This window comes from Pseudomonas sp. H1_A03, assembly GCF_054685145.1.
The window spans coordinates 1,928,593-1,953,932 of sequence record NZ_CP162829.1 but is presented as its reverse complement, the minus strand read 5'-3'; the positions used below and the strand labels follow the sequence as shown (position 1 = coordinate 1,953,932).

14 protein-coding genes are annotated in these 25,340 nt (G+C 62.1%); 6 read left to right on the top strand and 8 right to left on the bottom strand.

The genetic code is table 11. From position 1 onward, the window contains the following. The first annotated feature begins 9 nt into the window (after positions 1-9). From AB4O35_RS08910 to ureC, 4 genes are all read left to right on the top strand, one after another. The gene (locus AB4O35_RS08910) at positions 10-522 is read left to right on the top strand and encodes a GNAT family N-acetyltransferase (protein ID WP_065945535.1); all 513 of its coding nucleotides are present in this window, start codon (positions 10-12) and stop codon (positions 520-522) included. Between the two features lie 5 nt (positions 523-527). Then, positions 528-1,061 (top strand): GNAT family N-acetyltransferase, encoded by a 534-nt coding sequence (locus AB4O35_RS08905; RefSeq protein ID WP_065874312.1) that lies wholly within the window; start codon positions 528-530, stop codon positions 1,059-1,061. Further along, positions 1,058-1,363 (top strand): urease subunit beta, encoded by a 306-nt coding sequence (locus tag AB4O35_RS08900; protein ID WP_065874313.1) that lies wholly within the window; start codon positions 1,058-1,060, stop codon positions 1,361-1,363. Before AB4O35_RS08905 ends, AB4O35_RS08900 begins: the two co-directional genes overlap by 4 nt. Before the next feature lie 136 nt (positions 1,364-1,499). Then, positions 1,500-3,200: an urease subunit alpha gene (gene ureC / locus AB4O35_RS08895; RefSeq protein ID WP_065874314.1), complete on the top strand. Its 1,701-nt coding sequence runs from the start codon at positions 1,500-1,502 to the stop codon at positions 3,198-3,200. Between the two features lie 100 nt (positions 3,201-3,300). On the opposite strand, the gene AB4O35_RS08890 is transcribed toward ureC, so the two are convergent. From AB4O35_RS08890 to AB4O35_RS08880, 3 genes are all read right to left on the bottom strand, one after another. Beyond that, positions 3,301-10,311, bottom strand: coding sequence for an NEL-type E3 ubiquitin ligase domain-containing protein (locus AB4O35_RS08890; protein WP_065945536.1), 7,011 nt, complete (start codon positions 10,309-10,311; stop codon positions 3,301-3,303). Positions 10,312-10,381: 70 nt separating this feature from the next. After that, positions 10,382-17,317 (bottom strand): dermonecrotic toxin domain-containing protein, encoded by a 6,936-nt coding sequence (locus tag AB4O35_RS08885; RefSeq protein WP_065945537.1) that lies wholly within the window; start codon positions 17,315-17,317, stop codon positions 10,382-10,384. A 116-nt stretch (positions 17,318-17,433) separates the two neighbouring features. Further along, complete coding sequence (locus tag AB4O35_RS08880) at positions 17,434-18,372, bottom strand: DnaJ C-terminal domain-containing protein (RefSeq protein WP_065874317.1); 939 nt, start codon at positions 18,370-18,372, stop codon at positions 17,434-17,436. Positions 18,373-18,611: 239 nt separating this feature from the next. On the opposite strand from AB4O35_RS08880, the gene AB4O35_RS08875 reads away from it, so the two are divergent. Then, positions 18,612-19,880: an Hsp70 family protein gene (locus AB4O35_RS08875; protein WP_186754648.1), complete on the top strand. Its 1,269-nt coding sequence runs from the start codon at positions 18,612-18,614 to the stop codon at positions 19,878-19,880. A 432-nt stretch (positions 19,881-20,312) separates the two neighbouring features. Here the strand turns inward: AB4O35_RS08875 and AB4O35_RS08870 are convergent, their stop codons facing one another. The 3 genes from AB4O35_RS08870 to AB4O35_RS08860 all read right to left on the bottom strand — a co-directional run bounded on the left by AB4O35_RS08870 (position 20,313) and on the right by AB4O35_RS08860 (position 22,684). Continuing rightward, positions 20,313-21,326: an AI-2E family transporter gene (locus AB4O35_RS08870; protein WP_065874318.1), complete on the bottom strand. Its 1,014-nt coding sequence runs from the start codon at positions 21,324-21,326 to the stop codon at positions 20,313-20,315. A 196-nt stretch (positions 21,327-21,522) separates the two neighbouring features. Next, positions 21,523-21,825 (bottom strand): PsiF family protein, encoded by a 303-nt coding sequence (locus AB4O35_RS08865; protein ID WP_065874319.1) that lies wholly within the window; start codon positions 21,823-21,825, stop codon positions 21,523-21,525. 70 nt (positions 21,826-21,895) lie between these two features. Beyond that, on the bottom strand, positions 21,896-22,684 hold the full coding sequence (locus AB4O35_RS08860) for an AraC family transcriptional regulator (protein WP_065889078.1): 789 nt from the start codon (positions 22,682-22,684) through the stop codon (positions 21,896-21,898). A 97-nt stretch (positions 22,685-22,781) separates the two neighbouring features. Here AB4O35_RS08860 and AB4O35_RS08855 point away from each other — a divergent pair, with 97 nt between their 5' ends. Next, positions 22,782-23,657, top strand: coding sequence for a DMT family transporter (locus AB4O35_RS08855; protein WP_065889080.1), 876 nt, complete (start codon positions 22,782-22,784; stop codon positions 23,655-23,657). Positions 23,658-23,676: 19 nt separating this feature from the next. Here the strand turns inward: AB4O35_RS08855 and AB4O35_RS08850 are convergent, their stop codons facing one another. Continuing rightward, positions 23,677-24,567: an esterase/lipase family protein gene (locus tag AB4O35_RS08850; protein ID WP_065874322.1), complete on the bottom strand. Its 891-nt coding sequence runs from the start codon at positions 24,565-24,567 to the stop codon at positions 23,677-23,679. A gap of 100 nt (positions 24,568-24,667) precedes the next feature. Next, the gene (locus AB4O35_RS08845; protein WP_065874323.1) at positions 24,668-25,309 is read right to left on the bottom strand and encodes an FMN-dependent NADH-azoreductase; all 642 of its coding nucleotides are present in this window, start codon (positions 25,307-25,309) and stop codon (positions 24,668-24,670) included. Positions 25,310-25,340: the final 31 nt, after the last annotated feature.

The following is a 25,340-nucleotide window of genomic DNA, read 5'->3' as shown; positions in this document are numbered from 1 at the left end:
GGCCCGGCCATGATTCGTGATGCAACCGAGCAGGACCTGCCTGCGATCCGCGACATCTACAACGATGCGGTGCTGAACACGACGGCGATCTGGAACGAACAACCGGTGGACCTGGCCAACCGTCAGGCCTGGTTCAGCGCGCGCCAGGCTTTGGGGTATCCGATCCTGGTGGCGGTGGAAAACGGCGAAGTCACGGGCTACGCCGCGTTTGGCGACTGGCGCCCGTTCGAGGGCTTCCGCTACAGCGTCGAACACTCGGTGTACGTGCGCAACGACCAACGCGGCAAGGGCCTGGGCCCGCGCTTGATGGAAGCGCTGATCGAACGCGCGCGCACCTGCGGCAAACACGTGATGGTCGCCGCCATCGAAAGTGGCAACCAGGCCTCTATCCGCCTGCATGAACGCCTGGGGTTCATCACCACCGGGCAGATGCCGCGAGTGGGGATCAAGTTTGGCCGCTGGCTCGACCTCACCTTTATGCAGCTTGCCTTGAATCCGGGCGCAGAACCGCCCCAGGAGTGACACCGATGAACGCTGCTCAACTGCGTCGAGTCCATGCTGAAAGTTTTGCCCACTACCGCCTGGGCTTGATCGAGCTGTTGCTGGACGCGGTCAAGCATGGCGCTTCAGTGGGTTTCATGGCCGATTTCGATGAGGCTCAAGCGCGTGCTTATCTGAACGGCGTGCAGGCGAGTATTGAAGACGCCAGCCTGCTGCTGTGGGTGGTGGTGCGCGACGAAGAGGTGATCGCCAGCGTGCAGTTGGCGCTGTGCCAGAAGGCCAACGGCCTGAACCGCGCCGAGGTGCAAAAACTGCTGGTGCACAGCCGCGCTCGGCGCCATGGCCTGGGCCAGCAATTGATGAACGCCCTGGAACTCGCCGCGCGCCAGCACAAACGTGGCCTGCTGTACCTGGACACCGAGGCTGGCTCCGGCGCCGAAGCCTTCTACCAGTCGCTGCGCTACACCAAGGTCGGCGAACTGCCCGACTACTGCCAAAGCCCGGACGGGCGCTACAGCCCGACCGCTATCTACTTCAAGACCCTGGGGCAACCTGCATGATTCCTGGCGAATATCAGATCCAGCCTGGCGAGATCGAACTCAACGTCGGCCGCCGTACCGTCACCCTTGGCGTAGCCAACAGCGGCGATCGGCCGATCCAGGTGGGCTCGCATTATCATTTTTTCGAGACGAATGACGCGCTGACGTTTGACCGTGCGGCGAGCCGTGGCATGCGTTTGAATATTCCGGCGGGGACAGCGGTGCGGTTTGAGCCGGGGCAGAGTCGTGAGGTCGAGTTGGTGGATTTGAGCGGTGGGCGGCGGGTGTTCGGTTTTGCCGGACGCATTATGGGTGATCTCTAGGGCCTCATCGCAGGCAAGCCAGCTCCCACATGGGACTGTATTCACAAATCCAAATGTGTGAACACAGTCCCATGTGGGAGCTGGCTTGCCTGCGATAGCTATTTCACATTCAACACAAATATTTCAGGGCAGACACATGAAGATCTCCAGACAAGCCTACGCCGACATGTACGGCCCCACCGTCGGTGACAAAGTCCGCCTGGCCGACACTGACCTGTTTCTCGAAGTCGAACAGGACTTCACCGTCTACGGCGAAGAAGTCAAATTCGGCGGCGGCAAGGTCATCCGCGACGGTCAGGGTCAAAGCCAATTACTCGCCCATGAAGTCGTCGACACGCTGATCACCAACGCGCTGATCATCGACCACTGGGGCATCGTCAAGGCCGATGTCGGCCTGAAGAACGGGCGCATCCACGCCATCGGCAAAGCCGGCAACCCGGACATCCAGCCCGGCGTGACCATGGCCATCGGCGCCAGTACCGAAGTGATCGCCGGTGAGGGCATGATCCTCACCGCCGGCGGCATCGACAGCCACGTGCATTTCATCTGCCCGCAGCAGATCGAAGAAGCGCTGACCAGCGGCGTCACCACCATGATCGGCGGCGGCACGGGGCCGGCCACGGGCACAAACGCCACCACCTGCACCTCCGGCCCCTGGCACTTGGCGCGCATGCTCCAGGCCAGCGATTCGTTCCCGATGAACATCGGTTTTACCGGCAAGGGCAACGCCAGCCTGCCGGAGCCGTTGATCGAACAGGTCAAGGCCGGCGCCATCGGTTTGAAGCTGCACGAAGACTGGGGCACCACACCCGCGAGCATCGACAACTGCCTGAGCGTCGCCGACCAATACGACGTGCAGGTGGCGATCCACAGCGACACCCTCAACGAGTCCGGCTTCGTTGAAACCACCCTGGCCGCGCTCAAGGGCCGCACCATCCACACCTACCACACCGAGGGTGCCGGTGGCGGCCACGCGCCGGATATCATCAAGGCCTGCGGCTTCGCCAACGTGCTCCCCAGCTCCACCAACCCGACGCGGCCGTTCACACGCAATACCATCGACGAACACCTGGACATGCTGATGGTCTGCCATCACCTGGACCCGAGCATTGCCGAAGACGTAGCCTTCGCGGAAAGCCGCATCCGCCGCGAAACCATCGCCGCCGAAGACATCCTGCACGACCTCGGCGCGTTCTCGATGATCAGCTCCGACAGCCAGGCCATGGGCCGTGTCGGCGAGGTGATCACGCGCACCTGGCAGACCGCCGACAAGATGAAACGCCAGCGCGGCGCCCTGCCTGGCGATGGCCCGGGCAACGACAATTTCCGCATCAAGCGCTACATCGCCAAGTACACCATCAACCCGGCGATCACCCACGGCGTGAGCCATATCGTCGGGTCTATCGAAGTCGGCAAATGGGCCGACCTGGTGCTGTGGCGCCCAGCTTTTTTCGGGGTCAAGCCGACACTGATCCTCAAGGGCGGCGCGATTGCCTCCAGCCTGATGGGCGACGCCAACGCCTCGATCCCGACACCACAACCGGTGCACTACCGCCCGATGTTCGCCAGCTTCGGCAGCTCCCTGCACGCTACCAGCCTGACCTTTATCAGCCAGGCCGCCCAGGACGCCGGATTGCCCGAAGCCCTGGGCCTGAAAAAGCAGATCGCCGTGGTCAAGGGTTGCCGCTCGGTGCAGAAAACCGACCTGATCCACAACGATTACTTGCCTGACATCGAGGTCGACCCGCAGACCTATCAGGTCAAGGCCGACGGCGTACTGCTGTGGTGCGAACCGGCCGAGGTGCTGCCGATGGCGCAGCGTTACTTCCTGTTCTGAGCCCCCCATGAGCGGGTGGATAACGGAGCACAGGGTGTTGATGCGCCCCTCGCCGAGGGCGTACATGTGCGAGTGACACTCACCGTTGCCCATCATCTGCTCAGGAGAATTGGTTTTTTATCATGCCGTCGGTGTACTGATAATCCCAGCGCAGTTCGACGCCCGCCGGAATGTCTTCGGTCGCAAACGCGGCATTCAACGAAAACGCCTCGCGGGCACCGGAGCGGCTGGTTGCATACACCGCTTCGGCCCGGAAAGGCACCACTTCGACGTTATATCCCCCTTCTGCCTGGCGTATGGGTTTGCCGTCGGCGTCGTATTCAAAGTGGGTGTTCATCCTGGAAATAATGTTGTCACCCACCAGCGTGATCGGCTCGACTTCCGGTGCCTTGGTGTGGCCAACGACCATGCCAAAGGTGCTGCTTGCGTCCGCAACGAGCCCACGAGGGAGAATCGTCCCCCCGTAAACCCCGAGGATTTCACCTTTTGCAATTCGCCGATTCGCCACCACCATGGACTGGCCGATCAACCCCCGTTCACCGGGCACCTTCACATCCTCGGCGGTAAAGGTGCGCAATTGCAGCTTTTCGTCATACAGCGCCGCGACGCGCTCATAGCCTTCGAATTGGATGTAGGGTTTGATTTGCGCCGAGCTATAGCGATGGCCCTCAGCGGTTGTAACCCGACTCTCCAAGCCTCGAATGCGAATCGGCCGGCCCTGGTAATCCCTTAAAGGGTACTTGCCGTTATTGGCACGGTTATACGTGCCCAGGCGGTTGTCCAGGTTGATGAAGTGGGTTTCATGCCGCATGAAATCCAACTCGGCACGGGTGTAGGGTTTGACCTGCATTGATTCCGAAGCCAATTCGAACTCGTCGTCGGGAACGTCCGCTTTCATTCCCCCCGACAAGCCCCTGCGCTTCCAGGCACCGGCTATGTCCGGCTTGGCGACGATACCGGCGCTGACCAATACAAACGGATTCTTCGGGTCCTGGACGCGCAACACATAGTGCAGCCCATCACCGGCATCAGGCAGACTGGCGATGAAGTAAGGCTTGCCCTCGTACTCGATCTTCTCGGCCTCGGAAAGCCGCAACACCAGCGAGGGTTCGGCCAAGGTTTGAATCTCGCCATGGGGCATCAGGTATTCGGCGATTTCCTGGCGACTCAGGCGCTCCATCAAGCTCGCTTCCTCGATCGCCAGTTGCGCCTGCATGTCCTTGGCCCGGGCCTCGTAGTTGCCCTCGGACAGCGTGCCCGCATCGACCCTGTCACGCAGCTGCGCTAAACGTTCCTGGTATGGCAGGCTCTGGGCACCGAATTGCGTACGGTATTTGTGGGTCACGTAGTCCTGCCAGAACTCCCGCGACATCAAGGCCTGGAATTCCTGCGGCGACTCGTTGAGCTGGATGATCCGGTCGTAGGTGGCATCTAGCGTCGCCTGGCTGACCCCGACCATGTTGGTAAACCGTGCGATGTGCGGCTGGCCAGGCAGGTCCAGTTGCTTGGCGCCGGGCGCCTCCGGCCCCTTGAGCCCCATGCGATAGGCCAGTCGAATTTCCACCTCTTCGAGCAGGTCGATCTGGCGTTGCTTCTGGCTGGCGGACAAGCCCTTTGCGTTGTTGATGCGCGCCTTGCGTGCCTCGATATCGGCCAGGGCGGTTTTTTCCACTTCGTCCAGGCGCAACAGGCCCCTGGACAACTTGATCAGCGCCGCCCCCTGGGTTTCATCGGTCGCCAAGGCGCGTGCCCGATACACCATGGCCCTGATTTCCAGGTTGCTGAACGACAAGGCCGCACGATCACAACACGCAGCGCGCCCGGCCCAGTCGAACATCTCCTGGCGCAGTGCATGGGATTCAGCCGTGTTCTCGGTGATGGTATCGATCACCTCCCACACCCGCTGTTGCAGCTCATCGCCGTCACCCTCGGGCCTGATCAGGTCGTCGAGCATCTGGAAAAATCCATCCGAACCTTCTTGCTCGCGCAACGCCAGCCACTGCTGCTGGCGCGCCGCGATTTGCTCGGCGGACAGCCCACGGGTCCAACGCTGGATCCGTGCATCCACGGTCGGCGCCATACGGAAACTTGCGCCCGAGGTCCTGGCAGTCATCACCAATAAGTTGATGTCACTACCTTGCGTGATCCCGGCCTCGTGCAGGCGCTCGCTATAGGTGTTCACGCGCGCCAACGTCTCGGCAGTGAAGGCGTTATCGGTGACATTGGTGATGTTGTTGAGGCGTGCCGATTGCGCCAACTGATCGTCCGGTGGCGCGATCACCGAGTCGGGAATGTTGGTGAGCCTATTACTGCGCAGGTTGATCTTATCCAGCGCCGGTTGCGCCCCCAGGCCGGTGGGCCAGGTGTCAATGCCGGTAGCGTCCAGACTCAGGGAGCGCATATCGGTTATCAAGCTGAAATCCGGGGTCAGGCCCAGTGGATTGTTGTCCATCCATAACGCACGCAGCGTGGTGCGCTGCGCCAGGATCTGCGCGCTCTCAGGGGTCAGGCGGATCAGGTTTTTCTGCAGGAACAACCGCGTCAACCCATGCATCTCGCCCAAGGCCGGCGGCAGTTCGCGAAGGCGGTTGTTGGACAGGTCCAACCAGCGCACGCCGCGAAAGCGCGACAGGAACTGCTCAGGAGAAACGGTCAGGTTCATGTTGTTCAGCTTCAGCGACCCCACATGACCGAAATCGGCTTCCAGCTCCGGCAGGGCCGGCAGGTTCAAGCCGCTGAGGTCGAGCTCCAGGCCGATGGGGGTGCCGTCACTCGCCAGTTTCTGCGCGGTTGCCCGCCGCCAGCAGTTGAGGATACGACTCTTGGCTTCGAAACGATCGATCTGTACATCGGCGTTGAGCCGGCGTTGATAGGCCCGCACATAGGTATTGGGCGCGCGGGCATTTTCATTGGTGCCGGAAAACGCCCAACCGTTGAGTTGCTGGTTCAAGCCGATGAACTCGACTTCGCGTTGTTGCAACTGCTGCGCGGCGTCTTCCCCCAAGGCCCAGATATAGTCCCGGGCCTGGGCAATGCTGTAGTGGGGGTACATGCGCCGCACCTGGGCGATCTGCGGCGTCTCGATGGCAAATGCATCGTCGATGCCGCTGTCAGGCAGTGCCGGTTCACGTCGCTTGAGGCGGCGCCAATACTGGTCGAGTTCGGCAGCCGTCTCGAGGGAAAACGGATTGCCGAGCATCACGGTCACGCCGTTGATGCGGGCAATGCGCTCGAGGTCCTCAGCGGGCGGGTTCAAGTGCTCGGGTGGTATGTTCCTCAACCAATTGTGGCTCAGGTCCAGGCGTTGCAAGGCCGCCTGATCGCGCAGGCCCCGGGGCCACTGGGTGATGCTGGTATGGCTCAGGTCGAGGTTTTTCAAATGCGGCATGCCGCTGACATCCGGCGTGATGCCCAGCGGGTTGCCGGATAGGTCGAGGGTTTCCAACGCACGCATGCCAGCCAGTCTCTGCGCACTTTCAACGGTCAGGCACACGTTATTGGATCGCAACCATAAGTGGGTCAGGTCACCCATGGCCGTGATCGACTCAGGCAGTTCGTTGAGGCTGGCCTCGGCCATACGCAGATGCTTGAGCCGGGGGAAATTGGCCAGGAACCGCTGCCCTGAGGGTGCCCAGGCGATACGGGTCAGTTCGAGTTCGTCGACATGGCTGAAATCGGCGCTCAAGGCCGGCAGCGGCAGGCCTTCACTGCCGCTGATGTGCAGGCTGCGTCCGGTTTCCCGGCGCCAGCAGCGCTTGATCTGGTTCGCCAGGTTGCCCACATACCCTCCCCGTCGATCAAAGGCCGTGGCCGTCATTTGCGGGGCGTGGGTACGCACCCAGCTTTTGAGGTCGTGCTCAAGGCTGGCATATTCGCTTTCCAGGCGCGACAGGCTGCCACGTACATCAGGCCCCAGGTTCTGGATGAAGGCCCCTACATCGGCGTCGCCGAAGGTCGGATACAGGCGCCGTACCCGCACCTCGGGGGTGCGAAACACGTTGGTGGTCGAGGTCACCAGTTGCTGCAGACCGCGCCCGCCACCCAACAGGCGCAACGACGGATCATAGGCCGGTTTGCGGATCGGATTATCCAGCAGCACCGTGCGTAATGCCGCCCGTGGCAATGGCTTTCGCTGGATCGCAGCCTTGAGCTGGGCGCTGTCGGCGATTCCCAGGTTTTGCCGTTCGCTGGCCGACAACAATTGCCAGGCCGCCGTGTAGAAATCCCCGTGTTCATCAAGCACCAGGCTGCGCGCTGCGCCATGGTCCGGGGAGCCGATGGCATCCAGCACCTTGCCTTGGGCCGAGTGGTAGCGCAGTTCCACGCGCGTACCCCGGCGCCAGCCGGGCAGGGTTTCAAGGGTGCGCAGGGCCAGGCGCTGGCTGTCAAGATCGCTGGGGGTACCCAGCAGCACCCCCTCATAGGCGCGCGCGGCGCGGGTTTCTTGTTCGTACCAGCGTACCTGTTCGGCCAATGGCTCGGGCAAGCGTTCGCTGTCGCGAAACAACTGGCGTTCTTCAGGGCTCAAGCGCTCCAGTACCCGCGAGGCGATGGCCGACGGCAGGCTGCGATGCTCGGCAAGCAGGCGCTGCACATCGGGGTCGGCGCTACGGGTGCGAGCCGTATAGCGTTCCTCGACCAGCGCGGCCTTGATAGTTTCGGCGCTTTGCGCGAGATAGCTGCGTAGTTTGCCGGCGCGGGATGCCAGGGCGTCGGCGGACGAACCGGGCATTTCCTTTAAGACGTCAGGGTAACCTTCCAGGCTGAATAGCAACTGATCGAGGGCCTCGCCACGCGCCAGATGCGTCGGGCTGAGCACCACCACATGGCGTTTGAGGGTGCTGGCCGTCGGGTCGTCCCATAGCACCTTGCCGGCGCGGTCCATCACGCGCAGCTTCGGCGCACCGGAAAGCAGGCCACGGCGCTGCATCAGGTGCATCTGCAAAGCCACATCGGCCTTGGCGTACACCGCAGGCTCGGCACTGGCGAGTTGCTCGATAAAGCCCGTCATTTCGCGGTGGATGGCAATACGCTGCAGGCTATCGGCAAGCAATAACGGGACGGACTCATGGTCCACGTGGGCGGCGCGCAACACGTCGGTATCAATCCCGCTGCTGACTTGCGCCAACTGCACGGCATCGCTCGAATAGCCAAGGCGACGCCGTACGGTCGCGTCATCCCAGGTCAACGGTGCTTCACCTTCGTGGTGCCAGGCGCCCTCTTGGTTGTGCTCAAGCCCGGGCGCATAGGCGTCCGGCCGCGTGGGGTGCTGGATACGGTACTCGCCATTATGCGGGTCGTGCTGCACCGCATAATGCTCGCCTTCCAGCGGCAGCAGCGCCTGACCTTCATGGTGATACAGGCCCAGTTCATCGGGTCGCGCGTCGGGGGGCAGCTCGACGTTGGCCTTGTAGGGTGTCAGGTCGTTTTTCCACAGTTTCTGCTCACCGGACGGCAAGGTCACCGGCTTGAGGTTTTCGATCACCGGCGGCGGGCGCAGTACACGCCCGAGCACTGCGCCACCGCCGGCCATCAGCGCCATCTGCGCAAGATTTTCCGCGACGTCAGTGATATGCCCGACCGCGGCTTCGCGATCGCCTTCGCTCCATTCGATTGCGCCGTCAAAGGTCTCATATAGCAGTTGCCCGGCCATCACCCCTAGCATCACCTCGCCCAACACCGGCACGAACATCGACACCAGGTTCAGCCCGAACAGACCCGCCTGCTCAAGCGCGGCGATCTTGCGGGCCCGCGCACGCGCATCCACATCGGCGGTGGGTACCGCGTGCTGGCGGGCATCGGCGATCAGCTTGTCACGCAGCCGGTCGGCGTTGTGCTCCCACAGTGCGACGTTTTCTTCCCACAGGCCGCGCTTTGAAATCACCCGGATGTAGAAATTCGGGTCCTTGATCGGCTCCCGGGGTGCCGGCGACTTGGGCGGCAGCTCTTTGGGCGCGAGCAGGATCGACACGGTGGCCGACACAAAGGGCAGCACGTATTGGTTGATGGCCGAACCGACAGTCGACAGGATCTGAGCCTTGGTGGTGCTGCCCTCCTGGGTCAAGCGACTGTAAAATACCGGCTGGTCGGCATAGGCCAGGAACTGCGCGAAATAGCGCGGGTAGCGGCCAGGCCCCTTGCTGTCGGCGGCCATCAACTGGCGCGTCAACTCGCCTTCCAGGGCATGGGAGTTGGGGTATTTTTTCAGCGGGTGCACGGGATCATGGGGCAGGTAGACCAGTACTTCAGAGGAATACTGGTACTTGTCCACCGGCACGAACACGGTGCAGCCGCTCAGGCGCAGGCCCATGATGCTCAGGTCGCTGAACCACACCGGCTTACCGCCTTGCTGCACATCGCGGTGGCCGGCGAGCACTGCTTCGATCACAGCATAATCGCCAGGGCCAATGTCCTGCTGCAGCAGGGCCAGGTAGGCCGCCGCCTGCAGCGCATCTTTTTCGGCGCGGATCACCAATGGCCGCAGCGTCGCTTCGTTGCTGTCGAAGAATGCCTTGAGATGGCGCTGGTACAGGTCGCCAATGTCGACGGCGCGACAGAACCGCAGCAAGCGTTCTACAGACATCGAGGAGGTGACTGCTGCGCTGTTGTCCGCATCGCCGACGCGTAAGCCCGATGACCTGTCAAAGGCACCCTCCACGCACTCGCGCTCTTCAAAGTTGTGCAAGGCGGCCTGCAGCAGGGTGAGCTTGAGCACGGAATATTCACCGATCTTGATTTCCAGCGCGCCCAGGGCAATCGGTTTGCGCAGGTGCAGCCAGGTGGTGTCCAGATCCAGTTCGATGTTGAACGTTTTCTTGAGCCGTTCGGCCAGTATGGGTTTGGCGAACGCCTCGACCGTCTGCAACGGCGCCATGGCCTGGTCCAAGGCATTTTGCGAGTCGGCGCTGGCCTCGTTGTAGCGCTTGAGCTGCTGGCGCTGGTCGTCCGGAAGGCTTACGAGCCACTCCAGGGGCTGGGTGGAGGCGCTCTTGAACGCCTCGCGAGTGGGTGCGGCGGCCTTGATCAACCACTGCGGCGTGTTCTGTTTGATCAGCGCATATTCAGCCGTGAGCGGCTCGGTCTGGGCGGCCGGGGGGGTGCCTGCGGGCATGGTGTCTCTCCAGTTAATGTAAGAGTCACAGCACACCACGCCCGCAGGCAGGTTCAGCGGTAGATAGCTATCAGGCGCCGGTCTCGCGGCGGGACAGCTCGATCAGTTTCTGATTGCGCTGGGTGGACAGCTCGATTTCAAGCGCGTTGGCAGCCTCGCCGTAGGCTTCGTCGATCTGCTCGTGAGCGGCCTCAAGGCTGCTGCGCCGGCGCGTGGTGATCTGGCTCAGGGTGTTGAACTCATCGGGGTATCGCTCCGTCAGGTACTGCACCCAGTAGTCGCGGCTGATCAGGTCCTCGTAGAACGCATCGGTGCCCTCCAGGCGCAGTATTTCGGCCCGGGCTTCATTGAGCAGCTCGCCAGCAATTGGCCGCCCATACGACATGTGGCGGGGTTGAGCGGGCAACACCAGGCCATCCGGCCAGCCGTCAGTCAGGCCTATGCGGTACTCCAGGCGCCTCTCTGCCATATCCACAGAGCCCTCGGTAGTCGCCAACGCCTCGACCTTGCCCAGGCGAAACAGCTGGCGCGACAGGTTCAACAGCGCCTGGCCCTTCAAGTCCAGACGTTCGGGGTCCAGGCCGAGCAACGCATTGTATTCATACACCTTGACCTCAATGCCGCTGAACGTGAGGATGCGCCCGTCGATACAGGTGCCGTGGGTGTTGGCCATGGCGAACAGGATCTCCCGCAACTGGCTGTTGCCGGCGGCGGCGCTTACCACGTCCCACACCCGTCGCGTCAGGTCGGCGCGGGCCACGCGAAACTCCAGGGTGTCCTGCAACCGCGCAAGCAGGTGGAAGAAGGCCTGGTTATCTGGCTCGGCGTGCAACTGCTCCCACAGCTCGATGTGGCCCTGTACGGCGTCGGGGTCGATATTTTCCAGCCATGCGGCGCGTTGTGGCGACTCACCCTGGGCCTCGACGATATCTTCGTCTTCCTCTACGCCACTGTTGCCATTGGCGTCTTCGGTATCGCTGTCCAGATCGTGCAGCAGTTGCTCGATATCGCTACGCGTAAGCCCCAGCGCGCGATCGCGCCGACCAGCCACCAAGTAGTCGCGCAGGCGCTCAAGGCTGTCGAGGGACAAACTCACGTTGTCGGACAGGTCGACCCCATCGAGCAACGTATCGTGCTGACCATTGAGCGCATGATCGGGGATCAACGAGATTTCATTGTCACTGAGGTTCAGGCTGCGCAGGTTCGGGGCGGTCAACACGCCGTCTGGCCACTGCACCAGGCGGTTGTTGCGCAGGTCCAGGGTGTGCAGCGTGTGCAGGTTGTCGACACTGAAGGTTTCCAAGTTGTTGTAGCTCAGGTCCAGCCATTGCAACTGGGTCAGGTTTGCCAATGTGCGATACAAAGGCTCGGGGTCGGCGAGGCTGTTGCTACCCAGTTCCAGGCGTTCCAACTGGCTCATCGCACCCACCGGCTCGGGCAGCAGTTGCAAGCCGTTGCCGCTGAGTTCCAACACGTGCAGTTGGGGGAACGCGCTCAAGAAGCCGTTGGAACCCAGCTCGGTGACGCGCACACCGCTGAGGTCCAGGGTGCCAACGTGGGCAAGTGATACCGGCAGTGGTGGCAAGTCGCCGAGTTGCAACCCGTTGAGGGTCAACACGCTATCGGCCTCGCGACTCCAGGCCAGGATGCCGTCGCGCCAGCAGGCCATGATGCGCCGCGCCGCCATGCCACGACTTTGTGCCGACAGGATCCAGTTGCCCCCGCGAGTCCAATCGATGCCCCGGGTTTCGCGCAGGTACATCCAGCCATTCAAGCGCCGCGTCAGGTCTTCGAAGTCACGGTTCCAGGCATCGACACGCTGATGCAGTTGGGCATCGCCAACCCCATCCTCGCGCAACTTGGCCAGCCACTGCGCGGCGCCATCCTCGTCGAGCGCCGGGCACAGACGATGCAGCCGCTGCTCCAGGGATGCGCCTTGGATTTCGGCAGGCAGCAACGGCAACAAGTGTCGGGCAATGGCTCCCCCGCTCTCCGCAGGAGGGAAATGATCGGGCACCTGATTCTCGGCAAACCGTTGCAAGGTACCTTCGGGCAAGCCACGCGCTTGCTCTACCCGGTGCATGGCCGTCTTCAGCGCGGTGTGCGCCTCGGGTGTCAGCGGCGTATCGGTAAGGTTGGCGTTGAGCAGCACGCGGTCCTGGGCCAGGGCCGAGGCTGGTACGCGGGTGAGCTGGCTGCTGCGCAAATCCAGCCAGGTGAGCTGCGACAGGTGTTCGACGCCGGTCGGCCAGGCTGTCAGTGTGGTTCCCCGCAGACTCAGTGATTGCAAACGCTCCAGGCCGCGCACATCCAAGCTGTGCAGTGGGTTGTTACGCAAGTTGAGGTGTTCAAGGGCTGGTAAATCGCGGGTTTCAAACGGCAGTTGCGTCAGGGCGCTGCCGCTGAGGTCGAGCATCTGCACCGATGGAAACGCCCGGATAAACACCTGGACCTGATCCGCCGGCACCCGCAGGTTGCGCATGCGCAAGGTGCGCACATGGCTAAAGCCCGCCGCAGGCAGATGCGGCAGCGTATCCAATTGCATGTAAGGCAGGTCCAGCACCGAGGAGTCGCTCATGTGCCCGTACAACCGGTCCAGGCTCGGCTCGCCGGTGGATGAACCGTACTGGCGGTAGACGCCATTACGCCAACAGGTTCTCAGCGTGGAGGCCAGGGTGGAGCGTGCATAGCCGCCACCCTCCAGCGTCATCGAATCGCCCACCCAGGCCTCCAGCAGGCCATTGATTTCACGGCATTGCGCACTCAGCGCCTCGATCGCCGCAAACCGCGTTTCGGCGCCCGGCCATTGTTCGGCAAATCGCGTGAACAGGATGTCGGGGGACTGGGGGCCCATCTCGGTCAGGCGCTTGAGTTCGCCACGGCAGTAGTCACTGACCATTTCCTCCAGGTCCATCAAATGTTCAGCGCGGCTACTGACAAACTCATACGCCGGCTTGAACACCTCACGCGGGAACCGCGACCAGTCCAGGGACAACCCGGCAAACAGCCGTTCATGACCGTCGTAGATTCCGCCGGGCAAAGCGTCGATGGCGGTTTGGCGCAGGTTCAGGCGTTCCAAGGCCGGCAGGTCGAGCACGCCGGTCGGCCACCGCTTCATCCAGGGGTCGATGATTTCCAGGCGACGCAGGTGATTGAATGCGCTCACATCCAGCGGCGGGCTGGGCAGCGCCGGTCCGTCGAAGCGCGCCGACACCAGGCTCAGCTCCTCGATGTGGGTCAGGGTGCCGAGCCTGGACAGGATGGGCGGCGTCAGCGGCACCGAAATGCTCAGGCTGCGCAGTTGGCGCAGGTTGCGCACGTGTTCGAAAACACTGTCTAGCTGGTCAGAGCTGCCGGCCATGTGCAGTTTTTCCAGGTTGGGGAACAGGGCCAGCAAGTCATCGGCGCTGGAGGTAACCAGTTGCAGGTCGCGCACATGGGAAAAGTCGGCGCTCAACCGAGGCAGCGGCGGCAGCGAGGAGAAATGGATGATGCGCAACTGCGCGTAGCGTGGGTCTTCGCCGGCCAATGGGGCATTGCGCCAGGAGTCTTTGATGCTGTCGGCCACTGCCCTAGACCCGAAGGACGACGACTGCAGCCCTTGGGGCTGGGGACCGACCCACTGGTCGAGGCTGGCCTCCAAGCTTTGCCATTCACGCGTGCGCGCTTGCAGCAGGCCGTAGATCTGCGCATCGCTCTGCCCGGCCAGGCGCTGCTCGAGGATGAACCCGTTGGCCTGTTGCTCGGTGAGTTGGGGGTAAAGGTCCTGCACCCGCGAGACCAGTGACGGGTCGACGCCGCTGCCGCGGCCGCTGGCGAGGTAGCCCACCTGGCTGGCGCTGATACGTGTCGGCGCCTTGATGCGTTGACGGGTGGCGGCGTGGCGGTCGAGACGTGCGGCCATCTCGCCACGATGGCCCAAGGCATAGTCGATGATCGCGCGGCGCAGGTCGGCGCTCTGGCTGACCTGGGGCATGCCCAGAGCCTGGCGCGCCTCGTCGGGCAAGGCGTGCATGATCGAGGCATAGAAGTTGTCGCCATGGCGCGGCAGGCTGTTGAGGCTTTCACCACGCGCGTTGAAGGCCTGGTAGACCGGGCCGTGCTTGACCAGGTATTTGCGCTGAGGCGCGGTCTCGCTCCCGATGCCATCGAGCAGGGCCCCGCTGATGCTGCCTTCGCGCACTTCCAGGCGCAGTTGATCGGACCAGCCCGGCAGGCGTTGCAGAGCGTGCAGGGCCAGGCGCGTGCTGTCGCCGGCGGCCATGTTTTCCAGGTGCAATCCGGCGTAGGCGTGGCCCAGGCGGCCTTGGCGGGCGTACCAACGGCCTTGTTCCAGCAGCGGCAAGGGCATGCGCCCGGTGCTGTGCAGGCGTGCCAGTTGCTCAGCGTCGGCGAGTTCGATCACGTTACGCGCAGCCGGCTCGCTGAGGCCTGGGCAGAGCCGTTGCAGCTTGGCGATATCCGGGTGCGATGCGGCGTGGCCGTTGTACAGGCTTTCAAAGATTGCCGCCTGGCGGGTGCGTGCGAAGTCGGCGATCTGCTTGCGAAACTCCGTGGGTCGCTCGGCCACCACGCGCGCCGGTTCACCGCCCAACAGCGCGGTAATTTCCGTTTCATTCAGGGCGGCGAGAATCCGCGTCGGCAGCTCGCCGCTGAGCACGTCGGCGCGGCTGATGCGGATCGGTGCCTTGGCCTCGATCCCGGCAAACCACCGCTCGGAGCCGTACTTGATCGAGCGCCCGGTCAATGCACGGCTGTCGAACACTTCGAGCACGCGTCCCAGCGGCCAGCGCGGCAGTTCGGTGATAAGAGGCAAGGTGAACAGGTAGCGTCCGTTGGTCGATTGCCCGGTCCGGATCTGCTCGATGACCTGGTCCACGCCTTGGTCAGCCTCGATCAGGCGCATTGCGTCGGTCAACTCAGGCGCAGGTGACCGGTTGTCCATGTGCATGCGGCGCAGTTGGTTATCGGTGACGCCGCTGATGTCGGCGGCCTTGAGCAATTGCGCATCGGTAAACCCTTGGGTGCTGTGGCCCATGCGGCGCAGCAGGGTCAGGCGGTCCCAGGCCAGTGGCCGCTCCAGGCTATGGCGCCATGCGCCCTGGCCGTTGTGGCTGAGCAGCGGTTGATAGGCACTGGCATCGCTGGGGTGCGCGATGCGCCAGCGTTGCACAGTGGCGTCGTAGCGCTGCTCATAGGCCTTGTCTCCCTGGCGAATGTAGGTCTTGCCGCCCTTGAAATACTGGCCCTGGGCATTCGGTGAGCCTTCAAGCAGCACCGGGCTTTCGTAGCCACGTAGGTCGGCTTTGCCCAGGCGGACCTGGCCGTCAGGCAGGCTGACCGGGTGCAGGTTTTCTATCACCGGCTCGGCCTTGGCCGCCGTCAATTTGGCCAGGGCCTTGCCGCCGGCGACCATCAATGCCAGCACCGCGAGGTTTTCCGCCACATCGATCAAATGGGCCTTAGCCGCCCGGCGGTCGCCTTCACTCCATTCGATCACACCGGTGAAGGTCTCGTGCAACAGTTGGCCGGCCATCACGACCATCATCACCTCCCCCAGCACCGGGACGAACATCGACACGGCGTTGAGCACCAGCAGGCCGATGTTGAGCAACGCACTGAATTTTTCCGAGCGCACCCGCGCATCCACATCGGCAGTGGGCACGGCGTGGCTGCGTGCGTCATTGATCAGTTTGTCGCGGTACTGTTCGAACAGGTAAGTCCACAGGTCGATGTTCTCTGCCCAGATGCCATGGCCCTTGCGCGACAGCGCCGTGGCGTCAATGTAAGGATCCAGGTTGGCGACCTTGGGCCTGGGTGGCGCTGGCGGCAATTCACGCGGGGCGACGAGCAGGATAAAGGGATTGATGCCCTTGAGCCCCTGATTGGCCAGCGGCGCATAGGGTTGCAGCGCCTCGCCCAGGGAGGCGGCAGGCGCGTTTTCAGTGAACTGGCTGAAAAAGTACGGGCGATCGGCATAGTCGACGAACTGGCTGAAAAATCGCTGATAGCCAGTGGGGTTGCCGTTGGCTTCGGCAGCGTTGTCACGGGCGGTGAAATGCTGTTTGAACGCAGCGCGCATGCCTTCGAAGGTGTAGCGCTTGAGGGGGTGAAGGGGGTCGTTGGGGATATAGAGAATCAGCTCGTCCGAGTAGCGATACTGCTCACTCATCACAAATACCACGCAGCCGGTCAGGCGTTTTTTCATCATGCCCAGATCGCGGAACCACACCGGTTTGCCGCCCAGGCGCGGGTGGCGTTCACCGTTGATCACGTCCTGGATCATCCGGTAGTCAGCGGGCCGGATATCCTGCTGCAACAACGCCTGGTCCGCCGCCACGGAGAGGGCGGCTTTCTGCGCAGCAATGAAAGCCTGGCGCAGGGCCTGGTCGTCCTGCGGCTTGAGGAAGCGCTCAAGGTAGGCCTGGTAGAGCGCGCCGATATCCAGGGTGCGGCACAGGTGAATGAATTGGGGCACGGTCAACGCTGTCGTGATGGGGTCGAAAGTGCCTGGGGTCTGGGTTTCGCGCAGGAAACCGGATTGCCGATGAAAAGCGCCGGGCTTGGCTTCCGCTTCTTCGAAGTTGTGCAGCGCAGCCTGCAGCAGCGGCAGTTTCAGCACATCGAAGCGGTCGACCTCGACGGCGAACACGCCCAGCTCCACCGGCTTTTGCAGGTGCAGGTAGGTGGTGTTGACGTCCAACTGCAGGTTGAACTGATCCTGCAACGCCTTGCGCAATAGGGGTTCAGCGAACTGGTCGACGCTTTGCAGCGAGGCCACGGCCTTGTCCAGCGCGGTTTGCGCATTGAAGCTGGCAAGCACGCGGTTGTTCAGGGCCAGGCGCTGGACGGGGGTGGCGCGGGTGTACCAATCCGGCGCGGTGGTGCGGGCCTCCTTGAGGGTGGCGCGGCGTTCGGGGGTGGCGTTGATCAGCCAGTCGGGAATGCTTTGTTCGAGAAAGGGGCCGTGGATACTGGCGGACGCGGGGGGTTGCGGGTTGGGCATGGCGGATCATCCGTGACTGATGGGAAAGCCATCAGCCTAATGATCGGTGCCTGGGGACGAGGGCTAACTATGTAGGCGCGAGCCTGCGATGCAGAGCACGTTCGCGCCTACAGGTGTCAGAAGTGCTCGCGTGGGTTGAACGCGGCTTTCTGCGCCAGTTCCTGCCACAGCGCCTTCACCTCATCGTCGCTGCTCTTGGGCATTACCGCCTTGAGCTGCACGAACAGGTACCCGCGCTGCCCCGCCTTGTTCAACAGGCCATGGCCCTTGGCGCGCATGCGCTGGCCGTTCTGGCTGCCGGCGGGCACCTTGAGGTTGATCTTGCCGGTCAGTGTCGGCACGGCGACTTCCGCGCCCAGGGCCAGTTCCCACGGTGCCAGCGGCAGGTTGATGATCAGGTTTTCACCGTCCACCTCGAATTTGGGGTGCGGCGCGAACTTGATGATCAGGTACAGGTCGCCATTGGCCCCGCCGCCGATCCCCGGTGCGCCCTGCGCCTTGAGGCGGATGCGCTCACCGTCGGCCACGCCGGCGGGGATCTTCACGTTCAGGCTCTTGGTGGTATTGCTCACATGCCGGCCCGAGGCATCGTAGTGCGGCACCTGGAAGCTGATCGGCTTGGACTCGGTCGACAGCGTCTCTTCAAGCGACACCGTGAGGTGCATCTCCACATCCTGGCCCTTGCGCCCGGCAGGACGACGCTGGCCGCCACCAAAGGCATCGCCGCGCGAGCCGAAGATGGAGCTGAAGAAGTCCGAAAAATCCTCACCGCCGCCGCCACCGCCATAGCCACCACGGCTCTGCCAGCCCGGCGGGCCCTGGAATGGCTGGCCATGTTGGCCGTATTTGCGCAGCTCGTCGTATTCCGCGCGCTTATCGGCGCTTTTAAGCGCTTCATAGGCTTCGGACGCGTCCTTGAACTTGGCTTCAGCGTCTTTTTCCTTGCTCACATCCGGGTGATATTTGCGTGCAAGCTTGCGATAGGCGGCCTTGATTTCCTTGTCATCAGCACTCGGCTCGACACCCAAAATCTTGTAATAGTCTTTGAAATCCATCGGCGGTTCACCATCCTTCAATCGAGATCGCACAGCCCGGGGCACAACGTGCGCTGGTTTGCACTTGTTGAGTCTTGTGGCCTGGGGGTGCGTCAAAGTGTTATCGGCACTTGCCGTATGCAGCAGATGTGGGGGCAAATCCCCAGGATTCAAGCACGATTTAACGGATGGTCGGCCTACGCATCCGCCTTCGACTGGCATACACTGCGCGGCCGTTTTTCAACCGGAACCCGATAGACATGAAAAACCCATCCCCAGCCCGTGCCTGCGGCATCGACTTTGGCACGTCCAACTCCACCGTCGGCTGGATCCGCCCCGGCATGGAAACGCTTATCGCGCTGGAGGACGACAAGATCACGTTGCCGTCGGTGGTGTTCTTCAACTTCGAGGAGCGTCGCCCGGTGTACGGCCGCCTGGCCCTGCATGAGTACCTGGAAAACTACGAAGGCCGGCTGATGCGCTCGCTCAAGAGCCTGCTGGGTTCCAAGCTGATCAAGCACGACACCAGCGTGCTCGGCACGGCGATGCCGTTCACAGACCTGCTGGCGCTGTTTATCGGCCAACTCAAGAGCCGCGCCGAAGCCAACGCCGGCCGTGAGTTCGAAGAAGTGGTGCTGGGCCGCCCGGTGTTTTTCGTCGATGACGACCCGATGGCCGACCAGGAAGCGGAAAACACCTTGGTCGACGTTGCGCGCAAGATCGGCTTCAAGGACATCTCGTTCCAGTACGAACCGATTGCGGCCGCCTTCGACTACGAGTCCACCATCGAAAAGGAAGAGCTGGTACTGATCGTCGACATCGGCGGGGGTACTTCAGACTTCTCGCTGGTGCGCCTGTCGCCAGACCGTCGTCACAACGACAACCGCCACGATGACATCCTCGCCACCGGCGGCGTGCACATCGGCGGTACCGACTTCGACAAGCAACTGAGCCTGCAAGGCATGATGCCGCTGTTCGGTTACGGCAGCCGCATGAAAAGTGGCGCCTACATGCCCACCAGCCATCACATGAACCTGGCCACCTGGCACACCATCAACTCGGTGTACTCACAGAAATCCCAGCTGGCGTTGGGCAGCATGCGCTATGACATCGAGGACACCGGTGGTATCGATCGCCTGTTCAAGCTGATCGAACAGCGCGCCGGGCACTGGTTGGCGATGGAAGTGGAAGAAACCAAGATCCAGCTGACCCATGAAGACAGCCGCCATGTAGCGCTGGACCGGGTTGAGCCGGGGCTGAGCGTAGCGCTGAGCCGAGCACTGTTCGAGTCGGCCATCGATGGCTTGCTGGAGCGCGTGCGCGGCAGTGTCACGCAGTTGCTCAACGATGCATCGGTCAGTGTGGCGCAGGTGGACACGGTGTTCTTTACCGGCGGTTCCAGCGGGATTCCGGCACTGCGCCATAGCATTTCGGCGATGTTGCCGAATGCGCGGCATGTGGAAGGAAATATCTTTGGCAGCATCGGCAGTGGGTTGGCGATTGAGGCGAGCAAGCGATACGGCTGCTGATCTGCCCCTTTGTCGCCAACACAGCATGACTAATGTGGGGGGGGTTGCCCGCTCCCACATTTTGATCTGCGTCCATCGCGCACCAGACCTAGAAAATGTAGCAACTTCCGGTATTTTCCGTCTCATACCGCCAGGACTTGACCACCCTGTTTTCATCCACCCAAACGGAATAACGGCAGTCACGTATCCACGTGATGTAGTAGCGCTTGCCCTGACCCTCTTCCACAACGCGGTCAAACACTCGGTTCTGATTGACGGGCGACCAGAACGAATCCGAGCATTTCCCAGGTGATTGGGAGCAGATCGTACGGATATGTGAGTCCATCGGGGTGCCATTCGAGCCATCTCGACTGGATACCCATGCGGAATGCGAGGGCGCACACCCGGCAAGCAGCGCCAGTGCAACGAACACCAAGCCTTTGGACAGCATTCCTAGACCATCCCGCCCAGCTTCAGCTCACTCTTCAAATACGCATAATAAATCGGCCCCGCCACCACCCCCGGCAAACCAAACGCGGCTTCAAACACCAGCATCGCCAGCAACAGTTCCCACGATTTGGCACTGATTTGCCCACCCACGATCCGCGCGTTGAGGAAGTACTCGACCTTGTGGATAACAATCAGATACCCCAACGCCGCCACTGCTACCCAGATCGACAGCGACAGCGCGACGATGGTGATCAGGGTGTTGGACATCAGGTTGCCGATCACCGGCAGCAAGCCGAGCAGGAAGGTGAGCACGATCAGGGTTTTGGTCAGTGGCAGGTGAATCCCGCACAGCGGCAGCACCACGGCGAGGAACACGGCGGTGAAGGCGGTGTTGAGTGCGGCGATTTTGATCTGGGCGAAAACAATGTTGCGAAAGGCCTGGACCAGCAAGTGCAGGCGATCAAACAGGGCGGCGGCCAGGGGTTTGCGTTTGGTCAGGTCGGGCACGCGCTGCAAGGCGATGATCGCGCCGAGCACCATGCCGATCAGCAGGGTGACGAACATATGCGCGGCATCCTTACCAACAAGCTGCAGTTCGCTCAGGTGTTTGCTCAGCCAATCGCCGATGGCCACGCGGAATTCGGCGGCGCTGGCGGGCAGGTAAGCATCGAGAAACGGCGGCAGTTGGCCGCGCGCGCGGTCGACCACGCCCATGAATTTGTCGAGGGAAGCTCCGGGATTTTCCGCTTCGTGGAGCAGGAAGCTGATGGCGCCAGCAAAGATCAGGGTCAGCACGCTGACGATCAGGGTGCCAAGCAGAGCCACCGCCAGCCAACGCGCGCGCCGGCCTTCGATCAGCCGTTGCAGTTGGGGGGTGAGCATGTTGACCAGTTCAAACACCAACAGACCCGCCAGCAGACTGGGCAGCAATTTGAGCGGCAGTACCAGCAGCAAACCGCCGAAAATGATGATGTAGCTGGCCAGCAACAACACATGACGCTGAGAAAACGTTGGCATACAGCCTCAAAAACGAACGGCGTTAAAGGATGGGCAGTCTGCCAGCCTTGGGGAAATCAAGCGAGAGGTCTTAGTGTTGTGAACACGGTCAGTGTGGGATCGGGCTTGCTCGCGAATGCGGTGGTTCAGTCACTGATGTGTTGAACGAAAAACTGCTTTCGCGAGCAAGCCCGCTCCCACAGGGGGATTCGCGCACTCAGCTGCCTTTCAGGCAAGTACTCATGTAGGTTTTGCGCGCATCGCCCGTCAGCGCCTTGGTTTTCGCCGATGCATTGCAATCCTTCATCTTCTGCTGCTGCGGGGTCAGGGTCTTGGCGTCGTTGGCCGCCGGGGCCGACAGGCAGGTTTTCATGAAGGCCTTGCGCTCGTCGCCCTTGAGCGTCTTGGTGGAGGCTTCAGCGTTGCAGGTGGTCATTTTGTTTTGCTGGGCGGTGGCGGCAAAGCCCTGGGAACACAGCAGCAGGCCCATCATCAACAGCGGAATTCGCAGCATCTTCATGGAGTTTTCTCCCTGTTACCGTGCCGGAGGGCACGGCCTTCCAGCAGTGTAGTCAAAACCTGTTACATCTTCACCGACTGCGTATATGCGTCCGCCGATACTGCTCCGGGGTACAACCCGCCTGGCGTTGGAACATGGCGATAAAGGCCGAGGCGGTGCTGTAGCCCAAGTCGAATGCCACATGTTGCACGCTGCGCTCGCTGTCGAGGGCTTCGATGGCCGCCAGGTAGCGCAGGCGCTGGCGCCATTCACCAAAGCTCATGCCGAGTTCGCGCACAAACTGACGCGCCAGGGTGCGTTCGCTCACGTGTACCTGCTCGGCCCAATGCGACAGGGGGCGGTTGTCTGCGGGGTCGGCCTGCATGCCTTCCAATACGCCGAGCAACCCTGGGTGGCGGGCGTAGGGCAGGAAACACTCGTGGATCGGCGCCTGTTTGAGCTGGTCCACCAGCGCTTGGGCCAGGCGGATATCGGATGCGCTCTGCGGCATATTTACGTCGCGCTGTGCGAAGTCGCGAAGGATGGCCTTGAGGATATCGCTGATGGCCAGGGTGCAAGGCTGTTGCGGCAGTTCCTCGCAGAGTTCCGGGGCAAGGCCCACCGAGTGGTAGACAATCGCCTCGGCGTTGTAGGAACTGTGTTCGGTGTGCGGCGGCACCCACACCGCGTATTGCGGCGGTGACATGAAGCGGCTGCCGGCCACTTCCATGCGCATCACGCCGCTGGCGGAGTAATCCAGCGAGCCCCAGAAATGCTGGTGTGGGGTGCATTCGGTGTCCGGGGCGAAATCCGAATAGCGGAAGTACACCGGACTGGGCAGTTGGGGGAAATCCTGAAGGCGTACGTTGTGCTTGGCCATATTGTCTGGATACAGAGGTCATTTGTCTGGATCGCAGTATAAGCTTCAATCCAGACAAGGGATAATCCTGCCTCATCAACACGCCTGGTTTCTTTCGATGCAATACGCTTATCCCCTGCTGGCCATTTTTATCTGGGCCGGCAACACCGTGGTCAACAAGCTGGCGGTGGGTTCGATCTTCCCCGCTGAAATCGGGTTTTACCGCTGGTTACTGGCCGCGCTGCTGTTTACGCCGTTCATGCTCAAGCCGGTGATTGACAACTGGCCGTTGATCCGCCCGAACCTGGGCAAGATCTTCATCCTAGGCGCGCTCGGCATGGCGGTGTACCAGAGCCTGGCGTACTACGCCGCCTCGCTAACCACCGCCACCAATATGGGCATCATTCTGTCGCTGATGCCGTTGATGGCACTCACGGCGGCCATCATCAGCCTTGGCCAGCGCCTGACCTACGGCGCATTGACCGGTGCCGTGCTGTCGTTTGCCGGCGTAGTCGTGGTGGTGTCGGCGGGCAGCCTGGGCGCACTGCTGCAACACGGGGTCAACCTGGGTGACGGCATGATGCTGGTCGCCACCCTGGCCTACGCGGTCTACAGCACCCTGCTGAAAAAATGGCAACTGCGCCTGCCACCACTGGTGTTGCTGTATTTGCAGGTGCTGGTGGCCGTGGTGGTGCTGTTTCCGCTGTTCCTGTTCTCGGCAAAAGCCGGCCTTGGCTGGGCGAATATTCCGCTGGTGCTGTATGCGTGCCTGCTGGCCTCGATGCTGGCGCCGCTGGCGTGGATGCATTCGGTGAAGACCTTGGGCCCGAGCCGCACCACGCTGTTTTTCAACCTGCTGCCGTTGATTACCGCGCTGATTGCAGCGGTGGTGTTGAAGGAAGAGTTGGCGCTGTACCACCTGGTGGGCGGCTTGCTGACGTTGGGCGGGGTGATTTTGTCGGAGCGTTGGACTACCCCCGTCAGTACTGCCTGAACACAGCCTGCTCCCACAGTTACACCCCAGCAGCCTTAAGCCTTTGTGCATGCTCGACAAACAACCGAATAGGCTCGGCCCCCTTACCCACCAGGCCCAGCGATTGGTTGACGATATCGAAATGGTCCAAGGGGTAGTCATCACCGATCACCACCCCCAGGTGTGAGCTGTAGCGCCCGACCATGCCATCGCACTGGCCCTTTTCCCGCACAAAGCTGCGGGCGAACAAACGGCAACTGCGGTGCGTACCGTCGAACAGGTTACGGCCACGGTCAGTGATGCCCGGCTGCAAGGTGCCGGACCACGAGTAATAGCGCACCCCATTGACCTCTTCGGCGCCCTGCCCGCCCCAGGTCTCGGGCAATCCTTGTGGATATTGCTGATTGAACAGCGCCACCCCCGCACTGGTCAGGGACCTATGGGACGCCTGCAGATCCGCCTTGAAGCGCGGACCGCGATAGCCGGTTTCCAGCACGCCCATCACCCAGGCGACCAGGTGAAACAGCGCGCTCATGATCCGGCCCTTGGCGCCGTCGACGGGATAATGGGTGTGGATATGGTCGGCCAGCTCCGAGCCATGATTAGGCCCAGCCACCGACGTCACCGACGCCACCCACTCCGGTCGCTTGGCCGCCGCATATCGCGCGGTGAGCGAGCCCTGGCTGTGGCCGATCAGGTTGACCTTGTCGGCCCCGGTCTCGCGGCGGATGCGCTCGATCTGCACCAGCAATTGCTCGCCGCGCACTTCACTGGAATCGAGCGGTGCCACCTGCACGGGATACACCTGGGCGCCACCCGCACGCAGTGCCGGGACGATACCGTACCAGTACGGGAACAGCCCCAGGCGCACGAACCCGAGCATGCCAGGCACCAGCACCAGGGGATAACGCGTGGCAAGGGAGTGGGGCATGGAGCAGACATCCTGGTCTCAGTACGATAAATCCATCCTAGACCAACACTGCATAAATCGACATGACCGCACCATGACCAATCCGTGACACGCGGGCTCTTTAAAAATGCCCGGCCAGATCGTGCAACTGGCGTTCGGCCTCCTCGCAGGCACGCAGGAAAACGCTCTTGTCCGACTCTTCACCCTCGGCGGCGATCACCCGCACATCGTCAATACCGATATAACCCAGCACGGTGCGCAGGTGCGGATCGGCATGGTTCATCCATTCATATTCGCCACCCGGACCAAACCCATTACCGCCTCGGCTAGTAATGATCAATGCACGCTTGCCTTTGAGCAAAGGCTGGTACTGCGCGATACCTTGGCTGTCTTGAGTGATGTCAAAGGTCAGGCCCATGCGCACGATCTGGTCAATCCAAGCCTTGAGACCGCTGGGTACGCCGAAGTTATACAGGGGCATGGAAATCACCAGGATTTCATGGTCGATCAACTCGCCGACCAGTTCATCGCTCAGCTGCAGGTCAGCTTTCATGACCCGGGGCAGAGAGTGCGGTTCGGGGTAGAAATTCGCCGCCACAAACGCTTCGTTGACGTGGGGAATGAAGGCCCGGCCGACTTCGCGACGGGTGATCTGCGCACCAGGGTTGGCGGCCTGCCACACGTCCAGGAACGATTCGGCCAGGCGCCGGGAGTGAGAGCGTTCGCCCCGGGGACTGGCATGGACAACTAGCATTTTTTTCATCTGTAGGACCTTCGCGCGTTAGACTCAGGCA